Below are 14,404 nucleotides of genomic sequence, written 5' to 3'. Positions count from 1 at the left end.
CGACATAGATCGTTCGCCGGTCGTAGTGGGAGGAAAGAATGAAATCAGTTCCGGTTCTGATTGCAGGGGGCGGTCCTGTCGGGATGACGCTTGCGAGCGTCCTGGCCCATTTCGGAATCCGCTCGATGCTGGTCGAGAAGAACGCGACGACGACCCGTCACCCGAAGATGGACATCACCAACAGCCGCAGCATGGAGCTTTTCCGTCGGTTCGGCCTGTCAGAGGCATTGCGAAAAGTCGCGGTGCCGGAAGATCATCCGTTCGACGTTTCCTGGATCACAAGTCTCGCGGGACATGAGCTGCATCGTTTTCGATACATGGCACCGAGCGAGTTTCGAAAGCAAATCCGCATCAAGAACGACGGCACTCAACCGCTCGAGCCTCCGATGCGCGTCTCACAGATCGAGATCGAGCCCGTTCTGAAAAAATCCATCGATGCTCGTCCGGAAGTCGAGGTGAGGTTCGGCGTCGCCTTCGAAAGCTTCGAGGAGAAGGATGGTCGTGTCGTCGCTCATCTGCGGGAGCAGGGAAGTGGCGCCCAGGAGCAGGTCAGCTGTCAATATCTCATCGGTTGTGACGGCGGTACCAGCCGCGTTCGGGCGGGGCTGGGCATCCAGCTGGAGGGGCAGGCGCGCGTCGGCGAACTCTACATGATCCACTTTCGATCGACCGAGCGGGATCTGCTGCAGCGCTGGGGCGTTGCCTGGCACTACCAGTCGCCGCTCGGAACGATGATCGCCCAGAACGACGATGATATCTGGACCGTTCACGTGCCTGTATTTCCCGGCCAGGACGCGACCAAGCTCGATCCACGCGCTCTCGTCGAGGCCTATGCCGGCCGGCCATTCCCCTTTGAGATTCTGGTCGCGAACGTGTGGACGCCGCACCTGGTGGTCGCCGAAAGCTATGGCAAGGGACGCGTCCTGCTCGCAGGCGACTCCGCGCATCAGTTCATCCCGACGGGCGGCTATGGGATGAATTCCGGGGTCGGCGATGCCGTTGACCTCGGTTGGAAACTGGCGGCGACGCTCCAGGCCTTCGGCGGACCCGGCCTCCTCGCGTCGTATGAAATCGAGCGGCGTCCCGTCGCGGCACGAAATCGCGACGCATCCGGCCGCCACATGCAGGTGCGAATGCAGATTGCCGAAGCCTATGGAGGCCTGTTGGAAGGCGATAACAGCGAAGATCCCGGGCGCCGGGCGGAAGTCGGTGAAGGGATCGCCAAGCTTGGCAACGCGGAGAACGAATGGTTCGGGATCGAACACGGCTTTATCTATCAGGGATCGCCGATCGTCGCGGACGAGTCGGCGACACCCTTTGCGTTTGATCCGGCTGTCTACAAGCCGACGACCACGCCTGGCGCCCGCTTGCCCAGCACGTTCCTGAAGGACGGGACGGCGCTCTACGATCGACTCGGCACATATTTCACGCTGATCGATTTGCGCGGGGGCGATCTGTCGCCCTTTATCGATGCTGCGGCGCGACGACGGATACCGCTGTCGGTCTTGCAACTCGACGAACCCGATCTGAAGGGTGTCTATGGACAGGACATGCTGCTCGTGCGGCCCGACCATCACATTGCCTGGCGCGGAACGGGCAAGACGCCAAACGCCGACGCGATCCTCGCGGCGGCTCTCGGCTGGGGGACGGAACGGTGAAGCCGCCTCATGCCCTGGTGATCGGCGCTGGTATCGGCGGTACGGCCGCTGCCATCGCGTTGCGTCGGGCGGGCCTCGACGTTTCCCTGTTCGAGCAGACGATGGCGCAACGCGAGGTTGGCGCGGGCATTCAGATCAGCCCCAACGTCTCCCGGCTGCTGGGGCGCTACGGGCTCGGCGACGCCATGGCGCGGGCCGCCGTTCGTCCTTCCTCGGTCGTGTTTCGTCGCTGGCAGGACGGTCGTGTCCTGGGGCGCGAAGAACTGGGCGATGCCATGGAGAACCGTTACGGATCGCCTTACTACCATTTCCACCGAGCTGACCTCATCGCCCTTCTGGCGGACGCATTCGGTCGCAAGGAGATCAAGCTTGGACGACGTTTGGTCGATGTCGAGCAAGACGAAGCGGGCGTGACCGCCCGCTTCGAGGATGGCACGTCCGAGCGCGGCGATCTCCTCATCGGGGCGGACGGAATCCACTCCCAGGTTCGCGAGCGGCTGTTCGGCGTGGAAAAGCCGCGGTTCTCGGGGCAGATCGCGTACCGGGGGCTCGCGCCTGCCGAACGTGTCGCGCATCTCGGCCTTCCGCTCGATGTCACGAACTGGGTGGGTCCGGGCGGACACTTTGTCCACTACTTCGTTTCCTCAGGTCGATTCCTGAACTTTGTGGCTGTTAGCGAAGAGGCGACCTGGACGCGGGAACAATGGTCCGACCGCGGTTCGGTCTCCGATGCGGCAAGGAAGTATGAGGGGTGGCACCCACAGATCGCGACGATCGTCAACGCAGTCGACGAGACGTTCAAATGGGCGTTGTTCGATCGCGATCCGCTCCCGGAATGGACGCAGGGGCGTGTCGCGCTGCTGGGGGACGCCTGCCATCCCATGCTGCCTTACATGGCGCAGGGCGCGGCGCAGGCCATCGAGGACGGCGCGGCGCTGGCGGCCTGCCTGAAACACACAGCCTTCGACATTCCGTCGGCGTTTCGGGCTTACGTCACATTGCGCAAGCCGCGCGCGACCGAGGTGCAGGAAAGGTCTCGCGCCAATTCCACGAGCTTCCACCTGCAGGACGGACCACAACAGCTCGAGAGGGACCACCTGTTCGCCACGCGAGGTGTGCGCGGCAGTTCTGAGGCTATGAACCGACTTTATGGCTACGACGCAGAAGCCGTCGCGGCGACGCTGGAGGAAAAACCATGACCCGCGCTTTCCAAATCGCCTATGTCGATCTCGATACGCCTGACGCGGAGCAGGAGGTCGCATATTACGACCGCGTGCTCGGAGCGACGCCTGCCGAGCGCGGATCCGACGGCCGCGCGTATTTCAGCCTCGGTCTCGATCACCACAACATCACCATCAAGCCGGCGCCCGAGAAGCGCCTCACGGCGCTTGGCCTGAGGATCGAACAAGAAGCGGCCGACGAGACGGTCCGGTCACTGCGCGGCCTCGGTCTCTCTCCGGACAAGAAGAGCGACGCGCGGCCGGGCGTTCCTGCCCTGGTCGAGGTCGTCGTTGCGGGGCACACACTCCATTTGTTGCCGGAGATGGCCATGCCCGGCCCCGGCTTCCGTACCTCGGGCGTCGTTCCAACGCGTCTTGGACACGTTGCCCTGATCACGCCGGAGGCCGACAAATTCGTGGAATTCTGCTCGGCGATCGGGTTCCGCACCACCGATTGGTTCGAGGGGATAGCGACATTCCTGACCTGTAATCACGATCACCACGTCCTTAACGTGATCGGTGCGCCAGAAACCCGGCTTCATCACCTTGCGTTTGAGCTGCGCAGCCGCGCCGCGCATCATGATGTGGCCGATTTTCTTGCAAAGGAAAACCATCCCATCCTCTGGGGGCCGTCGCGGCACACTGCGGGCCACAACCTCGCTTCCTATCACTACGACCCGAGCCGTTTTCTGATCGAGCTCTATTCCGACATGGACGTACTCGTTCCGGAGCTCAACATTTTCGAGCCGCGGCCCTGGCATGAGGCGTATCCCCAACGTCCTCGGGTGTGGACGATCGAGCAGTTGACGACCTGGGGAACTCGTTTCGACTTCGACTTGAAGACGGCTTAACGGCCTGGCCGATTGTCGATCGAACGTCAAAAACTGCGAGGCGAGAGATGTCCAGACACGCGCACGCTATCGCGCTGACGATCTTTATCGGATTGGCCCTTACAGCGCCTGGCACCGCCCAAGAGAAGCGGTACGATCCCGGCGCATCCGATACGATCATCAAGATTGGCAATACGGCTCCCTACAGCGGGCCGCTCTCCTCGAATGGCATTATCGCCAGAGCGGAAAGCGCCTACTTCAAGATGATCAACGAACAGGGTGGCGTTAACGGACGCAAGATCGAGTTCATTTCCTACGATGACGCGTATAGCCCTCCCAAGACGGTGGAGCAGACGCGCAAGTTGATCGAAAGCGACGAGGTGTTGCTTCTCTTCAATCAACTAGGCACGCCGACGACCATGTCGGTCATCAAATATGTCAACGCCAAAAAGGTGCCGCAGCTGTTTATCGCGGCCGGAGGAACGATCTTCGGCGATCACAGGACATATCCCTGGTCGATGGGCTTGCAGCCAAGCTACCAGAGCGAGACGCGCATCTATGGCAGGTACTTGCGCGAAAATTATCCCGGCGGAAAGATTGCCGTTCTCTCGTCCAATGACGACTTCGGACGGGACAATATCAAGGGCTTGAAGGACGGTCTCGGTGATGCGGTCGGTAATATTGTCGCCGAAGTCACGTATGGGACGAGCGCGCCGACGATCGACTCCGAACTTGTGAAGCTGAAATTCTCGGGCGCCAGCATCTTCGTCAATTTCGCCTCGGCGAAGTTTGCGGCGCAAGCTATCAAGAAAGCGGCGGAGATCGGTTGGAAGCCGGTGCATATCTTGCATGGCAACTCGCAATCGATCAGCGCCGTCCTAAAACCCGCCGGCCTCGAGAACGCCAAGGACATCATCACGGCGAGTTACAGCAAGGATCCTGCCGATGCGGCCTGGAAAGACGACCCTGGTTTGAAGCGATTCTCCGAATTCATCGTCAAATACATGCCGGGAGAAGACAAAGACAATTTCTATGTGGTCTATGGATACAACGCCGCCCAGGCGCTGGTCGGAGTACTCAAGCAGTGCAAGGATGACCTGACACGCGCCAACATCATGAGGCAGGCCGAGGCGTTGAACCAGGTTCATCTCGATATGCTGCTTCCGGACGTCACGTTGCGCACATCGCCAGCCGACCACTACCCGATCGAACAGATGCAATTGCAGAAGTTCGATGGCCAGAACTGGGTGAGGTTTGGCTCTGCCATTGACGGGACGCTGAGCGAGAAATGAGAGCCGCCGAAAGGCGTCACGTTGAGAAATCCTGGTCCTTCAGAAAGCGAGACAGCACGTTCCAGGTGATCCTGGAAATGTTGTTGTCATACCCATTGTGCGACAGCGACCCGCACCAGGCGATCGACGAGGTGCAGAACAAGGCCCCGCCCGACGCGGTTTCGCCGAAGGCGAGGTCGGCCTTGACGCGCGGGTTGACGTCGGCGCCGAGGTTGGGCGGCACGACGCCGAACTCCTCGTTGACGAGCAGCATCATCGGGGAATGGCCGTCGGACGAGGCAAGCCGCAGCATGTTGGGCGGGGAGCCGAGCTCGGTCGTGAGGCAGTCCAGCTCGATGCCCGCGGTGCCGCCGCCGATCAAGCCGAAATCCCCGATGATCTCGTCCTCGACGCCCTCGAAGATGAAGGCGGCGCGCGGATCGGCGGCATCGGGCGCGCGACGGTAGAAGCCGGAGACGTCGAAGCCTTGCGCGATGAACCCGACGCCGCAGATCAGGTTCGGCGGACGCCCGATGCGGCGCCACAATCCGCCGAGCTCGCCGGTGAAGGAATGATGATATTCGCCTGGCTCGGCCATCCAGGTCCGGATGCCGTCCTCGGCGCGGCGGACCTCGATGACGCCGGGCAGCGCCAGGCGCCGCAGATCATCCACGGTCTGGTCAACAGTCTGATCGTGGCCGCGGCCGTGACGGCGATCACCCTGGTGATCGTGGTTCCCCTGGCTTATGCGTTCGGGCGGTTTTCGTTCCGCGGCAAGACCGCACTGCTGATGGCGATCCTGTTTTCTGTCGCGGTACCTCCGGTATCCACGCTGATCCCGTTCTACATCCTGTTTATTCAGCTCGGCTTGACCGGTACGCGGTTCGGATTGGTCATCGTCAACCTCACCGTGACGGTGCCGTTCGTGACGTGGATGCTGATCGGATACTTCCGCAATCTGCCCCCGGTCGAACGGCTGGCGCAGATCGACGGGTTTTCGCGGTTCGGAACGCTTCTCCTCGTGGTGATTCCGATGGCGCGAAGCGGCATCGCGGTCGCGGCGGTGGTTTCGTTCCTGTTCGCCTGGAATGAATTCGTGTTCGCGACCCAGCTGGTGAATGGCACTGATGCGGCGACGCTGCCGACGGCGGTCTCCGGCTTCCTGTTCCTCCAGCCGCAGCCGGGACTGCTCTCGGCCTCGCTGTGGATATCAATCGTCCCTGCAGCCCTCGTTGCCTACTATCTGCAGCGGCACATCGCATCGCTCGGCATGGTCGATGCGATTCACTGATCAGCACGTTCGCCAGGATTGCGCATGACCACGATCAAGCTCGAAGGATTGCGGAAGGTCTACGGCTCCGAGACGGTCGTGGACAATACCAATCTCGAATTCGAAAGCGGCAACTTCGTCGTCTTCCTCGGGCCGTCCGGCTGCGGCAAGACGACGACGTTGAACATGATCGCTGGATTCGAGACGCCGACCGAAGGGCGGGTGCTGCTCGACGGCCGGACCGTGAACGACCTTCCTCCGCATGCGCGCAACGTCGCAATGGTGTTTCAATCGGCGCTGCTCTATCCGCATCTGACGGCGCTCGCCAATATTCAGATGAGCCTCAGGCATGCGGGGTTGTCCGCGGACGAAATCAAGGCACGGATATTGTCGGCAGCACAATTCCTGAAGGTCGATCAGCTGCTGGCAAAGAAGCCGAGCGCGCTTTCCGGCGGGGAGCGGCAGCGGGTGGCACTGGCGAAGGCCATCGTCCGGCAACCATCGGTGTTCCTGATGGACGAACCGTTCTCGGCGTTGGACGCAGCGCTGCGGAATTCGCTGCGGGCGGAGCTGGTCCATCTTCAGAAGACGCTTGGGGTCACGACCGTTTTCGTCACGCACGATCAGATCGAGGCGATGACGATGGGCGATGTCATCGTGGTGATGAACAAGGGAAAGGTCGAGCAGGTCGGCTCTCCGGATGAGATCTACAACAAGCCGAACACCCGTTTTGTAGCGGGTTTCATCGGATCACCGGCGATGAACTTCATCGAGGGAGTCCTCGGGGAGGGTGACGGTTCGCTGCAGTTGAAGGCGAAGAATTCCTGCGTCCTGTTGCCGCAACGGCTGCGCGATTGGGCAGGGGAACATGGCGCAACCCATTGGCTGGGCATTCGCCCCCAGCACATGCGGATATCGGACCCAGCCGTGGAGCATGCGATCCCGAGCGAAGTCTGGGCGGTCGAGCGCCATGGCAAGGAAAATGTTGTCATCGTCCAGACGATTGACGGCGGCTCCATGCGAATTCTGACGACGCCGGACGTGAACCTGTCCGTCGGGGAGAAGATCGCGCTGACCTTCGACCCTGATAGGGCCTATCTCTTCGCCCGGTAGCGATCAGATCGCTAAACATTCGTGCAATCCACCTTGAGCTATCTTCATCGGAGAAGATTATGACGGCGATCGACAGATTCAAGCTCGATGGCAAAACCGTTGTCGTGACCGGCGGAGCTCGCGGCATCGGCTATGCCGTCGCCGAACTCAGTGCGTCCGTCGGGGCTGATGTCGCGATCATTGATATCCTGGAAGAGGCCGGTGCCGATGCCGCTCAGCGGCTTGCGGCATCGTCGGGCCGCAAGGTCCGGTTCTACAGGGCCGATTTGCGGCAGCCGCGCAACGTCGAGGAGGCGGCGACAGCGGTCGAAGCGGATTTCGGACGCGTTCAGGTTCTCTTCAATTGCATCGGCATCAACCCCAACACGCCCGTTCTCGAGATTCCCGCCGAGGAATGGCGGAACGTGATTGACGTCAACGTGAACGGGCAGTTCTTCGCGGCTCAGGCATTCGGCAGGCAGATGGCGCGCCATGGCGGCGGCAGCATCGTCGCGATCGGCTCGAACTCCGGGGTCATCGTCGACAAGCCCCAGCCGCAGGCCCACTACAACACAAGCAAGGCGGCCGTTCATCAGATGGTGAAGTCGCTCGCCGTGGAGCTCGCGCCGCGCAACATCCGCGTCAACGCGGTTGCGCCGGGCTACGTTTTGACGGAGATGACGAAACGCGGTCTCAGCACATCGGAATGGGTGAAGCAGTGGGAAGAGATGACGCCGATGCGTCGTTTCGCCGAGCCTTCCGAAATCGCCTACACGATGCTGTTCCTCGCCAGCGACGCCACGAGCTATGTGACGGGATCCATTCTCCTGGTCGATGGCGGATACACCTGCTGGTAACGGAAGGGTACCCCACCGCGCGCGCAAAGATCGTCGATTAGGCCGGCAGCCATGCTGCCCTCTTCAGGTTTCGCGCCATACGGTATGTCCGGGCTGAATTGCGATCGTCGCCGGCTTCGGCGGCAAAATCGTTCCCGTTCAGAGGCTTGGCGGATCACTTTAGTGTATGATCCTGTGCGGCGTGCTGCTGCGCTGAGCAACAGCTCGTCGGCGCCGCCACGCGATTCAGCGGAAAAACCTCTGGTTGCATTCCTGCGAACGACGTGCAATTATCCGCGCATTGGTCCGCATTTGAACATTTTCCGTTAGTTGGTTTTTTGCGAGCACATTTCTGACTGGCGATCCGCCATTCATTTCACGAGCGGAGGCCGAACATGGCACTTCGCAGAATCCCAAGGATCAGGTTCTCGAACCCTACGATACGGTTGAAGTCATCGTCTGAGCCTGTCGATTGCGATTTTCCCAAGGGTGGACGACAAGAATTTTTGCGTCCCGCTCGAGTTTCGATACCGAGACGTTGTTGCAAGGTGTCGGGACCGCTTCTGGAGGAAACGGCGATGCGAAGTGGATATTTCATCTCCGTCGGCGTGCCGGGCTTGCTTGTGGTTGTCGCTGCTGCCGGACTCGCTCGGTCGGCAATAGCGCAAGGCGCCCCGCCTTCTCTCGACGAGATCAATCCACCGGTCGCGAATTGCAACGTCACGCCCGATACGACGCCCAGGGGATCGGCCACGCCAACCCCGATCACCTCAGCCCTTCTGACGTCCGGCCAGCCGTGCCAGCAGGTGGTCAACATCACGGGTCTGTTCGGGAACAATTCGCTCGCCAATCGCCAGCGCGGTTTCGATTTCTATTCCTGGCTGACGTTCATCGCCATGAACTCTCCGGCCGACGGCATGACGACGATTGGCAAAGGTACCATGCCGGGCGGCGATGCGAAGACAATATGGGAGGACCTGCAGAACTACCGGCCGCTTGCCAATGTCATGCTCAAGGACGGCATGCGGCCGGATTGGGGCACGCGCATAGTGCCCGACGCATGCAAGCCGCTGGACAAGCCGGAGGGACAGAAATTTATCTTCCAGCTCGGCGAGGAGGCGTTCAACCAACCCTTCAAGACAGGACCGCTGATCGATCAGGACGGCAATTACGCGCTGTTCGACATTCTGATGAACAGGCCGATGTTCTCCTATGTCCAGAGCAAAGGTCTCTACAGCAAGAAGGGCCAGCAGGCGTTCAATGAGGGAGTCGAGTTTCCGCACGGTAGCAACCCCACCACCAAGGACGGCAAAGCCGTTCCCGGGCAGATGGGCGCGATCATGCTCAAGGTCTCCTACCGCATCCTCGACCCGGTGAAGAACAAAGACATCATCAGCCAGTTTCACACCTCCGATGCACTGATCTATTTCCCCGGCCCGCCGGCCACCAAGGAGGGGCCGGCCTGTGTCGAGAAGAAGCTTGGCTTGGTTGGTTTCCACGTTGGACACAAGACGAACTTTGCGCCGCAATGGGTATGGACCTCCTTCGAGCATGTCAGCAACGTGCCGGACGAGACCGAGATCAAGAGCGGAAATCTCCTGAAGCGTTACAATTTCTTCAGCGCCAAATGCGTCGGCTGTGCCGATAACGCGACACCGCCCAAGCCCTGGGATCCGTCAGTGTCGCTGAAGTTTTCGACCGCGTTCCGAAGCCAGGTGGTCAGGAAGACCATGCTTCCAGCACCCGTCCTCAAGGAAGTCGAGCAGTTCAACACATCGTTCCGCGCGATCCTCAAGGGAACGGTCTGGGAGAACTACATGCTGCTCGCCACGCAATGGCCAAGCGAGTTCGACAGCAAGGTCGATCCGCTCGGTGCGCCGGCGCCGACTTATCTTGCCAATTCGACACTGGAGACCTTCAGTCAGGGCAGGGTGCCGCTGGCGTCGTCAAGCTGCATGGCTTGTCACGGCAACGCGGTGAGTTTCCAGCACGCACGCCCCATCGATCCAAAAGATATCAAGGGTTTCAATCAGTCCGATTTCACGTTCACGCTAGAGAAGGCGCAATGAGCGGGTGCCGGCAAGGCGTGCGGCTTCCATGCCCCACTTCGAACAACGGGAAACTTCTGTCATGAGCGAGCATCCGCATCTTCCGCAGGACGGTCATCACGCCGAGCACGGCGGCGAACTGACCCGGCGCACGGTGCTAGCCGGTGTGGCGGCGACCACGGTGGCCGCGGGCGTTGTGGGGATGGAGCTTCCCGCCGCAGCGCAGGCGCCGGCTGCGATCATGCCGGACGACATGGTCGCCTTCATCTATCTGTCGTCGGCGCTCACCGGAATTGCCGGAGACAAGCTCGCGCCCGGTTTCGCCGATCCACCGCCGCAGCCGCAACCGACCGATCCGCTAAAGATGAATGAGGGCTCGGATCCTGTCAGCATCAAGCAGACCTATTTCAGATGGGTCTCGGACCCGGGTCATGACAATCGCAAGGCGTTTCCGAAACTGCTGCAGATCGCCAAGGACAGTATCGGCGCATCCGACCGCGACGCTGCGATCATCCAGAAGGTTTCCACCAGCGACGACACCAAATACCTTGCGCGCAGCATCGTGCTGATGTGGTACCTCGGGGCCTGGTTCGCGCCGGACGATCTGCAGACCACCAGCCGGGATCCCGGCGGCGCCGAGCCCAATTTCAGCGTCATCTCGCCGGCGGCCTACACGCAGGGCTGGGCGCTGTACGTGGCCCAGGCGCATCCGATGGGCTTTAGCCGCTTTCAGTTCGGCTACTGGTCGCATCCCCCCAGGGATCTCGGCGACTTCGTCGGTTAATGGCTTTGATGTCCAGGAGGCGCGCTCATGGTCGACGCAACAGCTCACGATGCAGACAAGGTTTGGGACGTCGTCATCGTCGGGTCGGGGTTTGCCGGCGCGCTGATCGCCAACGAGCTTGGCAAGGCGAGGAAGCAGGTGCTGATCCTGGAAGCCGGCGCCCGCATTCCGACCAACATCAACGACTACATGACGCGCTTCTACAAGGCATCTGCGAAGGTGCCGGAGAGCCCGTACACACCTGAGATTTTTGACGACAAAGGACTGATCGATCCGGCAACCGTCAACGCCGGCCGTCCCACGGTGCTGAGTCTCGGCGCCAAGGGCAAGTTCGGCGACTGGACCGATCCGAAAACGAGCTATCTCGTTCAGGTCGGCAAAACGCCGTTCGCCAGCACCTATGACCGCGTCGCCGGCGGCACTCAGCACTGGCTCGGCACCAGTCTGCGATTTGTGCCAAACGATTTCAGGATGCGGTCGGCCTATGGTCAGTTCGTCGACTGGCCGATCGGCTATCAGGACCTCGCATGCTGGTACGATGCCGCAGAGGCGGAGATCGGGGTGTCCGGCGCTGTCGCCGATCAGGAATATCTCGGCATCAAGATCGGCAAGGACTACCCGATGCAGCCGATCCCGCAATCGATGGTCGACCAATATGTCGACGCTTCGCTGAACGGCACGCCCCTGACCGACGCGGAGACCGGGTTTCTCGGCATGGGCAAGCCGGTCGCGAATATCCCCGTCCGCAGCTTGCCGGCGGCGCGCAATTCGGAGCCTTATCGCAACCGCCGCGCCTGCGCCGGCAACACCAACTGCATTCCGATTTGCCCGATCCAGGCCAAATATGATCCCACGGTGTCGCTGAACGATGCGCTGAGCACCGGTTTCGTCAAGATGATGGATCGCACGGTGGCGAACGACATCGTGGTCGGCGAGAACGGACGCATCACGCAGATCAACTTCCTCCGCTATCAGCACGAGCGGGGACCAAAGAGCGAGGCCAAGCCGGGGTCGGTGAGGGCCAAGGCCTTCGTGATTGCCGCCAACGCGATCGAGACCGCGCGGCTGCTCTTGATGTCCCGCGACCGGAAGGGCATCGCCAACAGCAGCGGCATGGTCGGCCAGCATCTGATGGACCATCCCTATTATGTCTCCTGGGGCCTCGTGCCTAAGCCGATTTATCCTTATCGCGGCCCCTTGATCACCTCCGGAATCGGCGACCTTTGCGACGGACCGTTCCGGCGCGAGCGCGGCGCGTTTCGCGTCGACATCGGCAATGAGGGCTGGAACTTCGTCGTCGGTGGCGACCCCAACATCAGCACCGTCGACTTCGTCAACGGCTTGAACAGGACCGGAACGAACCCGTCCGCGGACGCCTTGTTTGGCAAGGAACTCGCGACGAAACTCAACAACATATTCACCCGTCAGTTCCGCGTCGGTTTCCTGGTCGAGCAGACGCCGGAGCCCGGCAACAAGGTGACCTTGCACAAAAACTTGACCGACGGATTGGGCCTGCCGCGGCCGGAGGTTTCCTATTCGCTCTCCGACTACACCAAGAAGGGGATCGTCGCATCGTACCGTATGAAGAAGCTGATGTTCAGCAAGATGGGCATCATCAGGGAGAACGAATTCACCAATGTCGGCGACGACAATCCGATGCGTTTCGACGAGGTCGTCGACGGCGAGACGGTGAAGCTCAACTACACCGGCGCGGGACACATCATGGGGACCTACCGGATGGGCGCCGACAAGAGCCATTCTGTCGTCAACGACATGCAGCAGTCATGGGACCATGCGAATCTCTATCTCGTCGGCAGCGGCACGTTCCCGACGGGTGCCACTGCCAATCCGACGCTGACGATTGCGGCGCTGAGCCTGCGGACGGCTGACCACCTGATCAAGCGGGTCTTGTGATGGACCGCGCCGCTGTTCGCGTCGCTCGATCAACCCGGAGGGCGGACATGAGGCGTTGGGGTAACAGGCGCAAACGGCTGGCCGTTGCAGCCGTTCTCGGCATGCTGGCGATTTCGCCATGCGCCGCCGCGGACGATTGCCCGGTGATGCCACCCAATCATATTCCGGACGCTCCACCGCCGCCGCTCAATATCGACAAGATCAAGGATCGGCTGACCGACTATCACGAGAACTTCTACCTCGCCGACATCGCAGCGGTGTTCGGCCTGGCTCAGAAGTTCGTCGAAAACTATTCGGGGCCGGCGCCGTTGCCCGCGATCGTGTTCGACATCGACGAGACGTCGCTGACCAACTGGCCGAATTTAGCTGCGGATAATTTCGGATTCATTGCGGGCGGTGCCTGCGATGTGCTGCCCGCGGGGCCTTGCGGCTTCAACAAGTGGATCGCGCTGGCGCAGGCCGAGCCATTCAAGCCGGCGCAGGATTTGTTCAAGGCGGCCAAGTTCAAGCGGATCGCGGTGATCTTCATTACCGGGCGTCGCGATTCGCAGCGTGACGCAACTGTGATCAATCTCGACCACGCCGGTTTCGCTTGGACCGAACTCCACACCCGTCCCGACAGGGACGATGGGACCGTGCAGGAGTTCAAGACGAAAGAACGCGCCAAGGTCACGGGCGAGGGCTATACAATCATCGTCAATATCGGCGACCAGATGAGCGACATCGACGGCGATAATTCCGGATGCCGCTTCAAGGTGCCGAATCCGTACTACTTCATCAAGTAGCTGATACGGCAGTCACCAGCGGCCGGCGGGCAGCGTATCCTTTATCAGTGACGAAGTGTCCGGGATGCATTATGCGTCCTGTCCAGTTGAACGTGCCTGAAGGATACCCAATGACCGCGTCTTCGATCGAGATCCGGCGCCTGACGGTTGCAGACGCCGCCGTGTTTCGCGATGTCAGGCTCGAGGCGCTGCGATTGAGTCCCGAGGCATTCGGCAGTGCGTTCGAGACTGAAAGCGTCCAGCCCATCGGTTGGTTTGCGCGATGGCTCGACGGCGGCACGGTGATGCTCGGGGCATTTCGCGGCGGCGAACTTGTCGGAATAGTGGGATTGATCGTGGCCGACGGACCGAAGCGCCAGCACAAGGGCACGCTTGTGGGAATGTATGTGCGGCAGGCCGCGCGGCGCGTCGGCGCCGGCCGCCGGCTGCTTGGTGCCGCGCTCGATCTGGCGGCACAGTCCGTCGAACTGGTCCAGCTGATCGTGGTTGATGGCAACGACCCGGCGCTGCGACTCTACCAAAGCGCAGGCTTCGTGGAGTACGGCCTGGAGCGGCACGCGCTGAAGATCGACGGCCGCTACTACGACGATATCCTGATGGCGAAGGATCTGGTTGGGCGCGCGTGACTCCCCACGGGTCTCTGATGTTGCGGATGTGCCGGCGAAGCACCAATTGTCCGGTGTGGTGGTCTTCGGA

13 protein-coding genes are annotated in these 14,404 nt (G+C 61.2%); 12 read left to right on the top strand and 1 reads right to left on the bottom strand.

Features of this window, described 5'->3' with window-relative positions:
* Positions 1-38 precede the first annotated feature (38 nt).
* From UP09_RS08110 to UP09_RS08095, 4 genes are read left to right on the top strand one after another with little or no spacing between them, the layout of a single operon-like run.
* Positions 39-1,658, top strand: coding sequence for an FAD-dependent monooxygenase (locus UP09_RS08110; protein WP_044537571.1), 1,620 nt, complete (start codon positions 39-41; stop codon positions 1,656-1,658).
* Complete coding sequence (locus UP09_RS08105) at positions 1,655-2,857, top strand: FAD-dependent monooxygenase (protein WP_044537570.1); 1,203 nt, start codon at positions 1,655-1,657, stop codon at positions 2,855-2,857. The genes UP09_RS08110 and UP09_RS08105 overlap by 4 nt, the downstream gene beginning before the upstream one ends.
* Positions 2,854-3,729, top strand: coding sequence for a VOC family protein (locus UP09_RS08100; RefSeq protein ID WP_044537569.1), 876 nt, complete (start codon positions 2,854-2,856; stop codon positions 3,727-3,729). Before UP09_RS08105 ends, UP09_RS08100 begins: the two co-directional genes overlap by 4 nt.
* Positions 3,730-3,776: 47 nt before the next feature.
* Positions 3,777-5,000: an ABC transporter substrate-binding protein gene (locus UP09_RS08095; protein WP_044537568.1), complete on the top strand. Its 1,224-nt coding sequence runs from the start codon at positions 3,777-3,779 to the stop codon at positions 4,998-5,000.
* Positions 5,001-5,016: 16 nt separating this feature from the next.
* Here UP09_RS08095 and UP09_RS38070 read toward each other — a convergent pair whose 3' ends face one another.
* Positions 5,017-5,577: a N,N-dimethylformamidase beta subunit family domain-containing protein gene (locus tag UP09_RS38070; protein ID WP_197082636.1), complete on the bottom strand. Its 561-nt coding sequence runs from the start codon at positions 5,575-5,577 to the stop codon at positions 5,017-5,019.
* Here UP09_RS38070 and UP09_RS36855 point away from each other — a divergent pair.
* The 8 genes from UP09_RS36855 to UP09_RS08050 all read left to right on the top strand — a co-directional run bounded on the left by UP09_RS36855 (position 5,551) and on the right by UP09_RS08050 (position 14,334).
* Complete coding sequence (locus tag UP09_RS36855; RefSeq protein WP_197082635.1) at positions 5,551-6,270, top strand: carbohydrate ABC transporter permease; 720 nt, start codon at positions 5,551-5,553, stop codon at positions 6,268-6,270. The genes UP09_RS38070 and UP09_RS36855 overlap by 27 nt on opposite strands.
* Positions 6,271-6,294: 24 nt before the next feature.
* Positions 6,295-7,362: an ABC transporter ATP-binding protein gene (locus tag UP09_RS08080; protein WP_044537566.1), complete on the top strand. Its 1,068-nt coding sequence runs from the start codon at positions 6,295-6,297 to the stop codon at positions 7,360-7,362.
* Positions 7,363-7,421: 59 nt separating this feature from the next.
* Complete coding sequence (locus UP09_RS08075) at positions 7,422-8,198, top strand: glucose 1-dehydrogenase (RefSeq protein ID WP_044537565.1); 777 nt, start codon at positions 7,422-7,424, stop codon at positions 8,196-8,198.
* A gap of 557 nt (positions 8,199-8,755) precedes the next feature.
* The gene (locus UP09_RS08070; protein WP_052833012.1) at positions 8,756-10,246 is read left to right on the top strand and encodes a hypothetical protein; all 1,491 of its coding nucleotides are present in this window, start codon (positions 8,756-8,758) and stop codon (positions 10,244-10,246) included.
* 61 nt (positions 10,247-10,307) lie between these two features.
* Entirely contained in the window at positions 10,308-11,009 is a 702-nt protein-coding gene (locus UP09_RS36275; RefSeq protein ID WP_052833011.1) for a hypothetical protein, read from the top strand.
* 27 nt (positions 11,010-11,036) lie between these two features.
* Entirely contained in the window at positions 11,037-12,923 is a 1,887-nt protein-coding gene (locus tag UP09_RS08060) for a GMC family oxidoreductase (protein ID WP_044537681.1), read from the top strand.
* Positions 12,924-12,970: 47 nt separating this feature from the next.
* Positions 12,971-13,708, top strand: coding sequence for an HAD family acid phosphatase (locus UP09_RS08055; protein WP_197082634.1), 738 nt, complete (start codon positions 12,971-12,973; stop codon positions 13,706-13,708).
* A 110-nt stretch (positions 13,709-13,818) separates the two neighbouring features.
* On the top strand, positions 13,819-14,334 hold the full coding sequence (locus tag UP09_RS08050; protein ID WP_052833009.1) for a GNAT family N-acetyltransferase: 516 nt from the start codon (positions 13,819-13,821) through the stop codon (positions 14,332-14,334).
* The last annotated feature ends 70 nt before the right edge of the window (positions 14,335-14,404 follow it).

It is taken from the genome of Bradyrhizobium sp. LTSP885, from assembly GCF_000938305.1.
GTDB lineage: Bacteria > Pseudomonadota > Alphaproteobacteria > Rhizobiales > Xanthobacteraceae > Bradyrhizobium.
This window is presented reverse-complemented; position numbering and strand designations above follow the sequence as displayed.

Excerpts from the sequence above, each read along its gene's own strand:
- UP09_RS08110 (WP_044537571.1), top strand. The coding sequence starts at position 39 with ATGAAATCAGTTCCGGTTCTGATTGCAGGGGGCGGTCCTGTCGGGATG.
- UP09_RS08100 (WP_044537569.1), top strand. The coding sequence starts at position 2,854 with ATGACCCGCGCTTTCCAAATCGCCTATGTCGATCTCGATACGCCTGAC.
- UP09_RS08095 (WP_044537568.1), top strand. The coding sequence starts at position 3,777 with ATGTCCAGACACGCGCACGCTATCGCGCTGACGATCTTTATCGGATTG.
- UP09_RS36855 (WP_197082635.1), top strand. The coding sequence starts at position 5,551 with ATGATGATATTCGCCTGGCTCGGCCATCCAGGTCCGGATGCCGTCCTC.
- UP09_RS38070 (WP_197082636.1), bottom strand. The coding sequence starts at position 5,577 with ATGGCCGAGCCAGGCGAATATCATCATTCCTTCACCGGCGAGCTCGGC.
- UP09_RS08080 (WP_044537566.1), top strand. The coding sequence starts at position 6,295 with ATGACCACGATCAAGCTCGAAGGATTGCGGAAGGTCTACGGCTCCGAG.
- UP09_RS08075 (WP_044537565.1), top strand. The coding sequence starts at position 7,422 with ATGACGGCGATCGACAGATTCAAGCTCGATGGCAAAACCGTTGTCGTG.
- UP09_RS08070 (WP_052833012.1), top strand. The coding sequence starts at position 8,756 with ATGCGAAGTGGATATTTCATCTCCGTCGGCGTGCCGGGCTTGCTTGTG.
- UP09_RS36275 (WP_052833011.1), top strand. The coding sequence starts at position 10,308 with ATGAGCGAGCATCCGCATCTTCCGCAGGACGGTCATCACGCCGAGCAC.
- UP09_RS08060 (WP_044537681.1), top strand. The coding sequence starts at position 11,037 with ATGGTCGACGCAACAGCTCACGATGCAGACAAGGTTTGGGACGTCGTC.
- UP09_RS08055 (WP_197082634.1), top strand. The coding sequence starts at position 12,971 with ATGAGGCGTTGGGGTAACAGGCGCAAACGGCTGGCCGTTGCAGCCGTT.
- UP09_RS08050 (WP_052833009.1), top strand. The coding sequence starts at position 13,819 with ATGACCGCGTCTTCGATCGAGATCCGGCGCCTGACGGTTGCAGACGCC.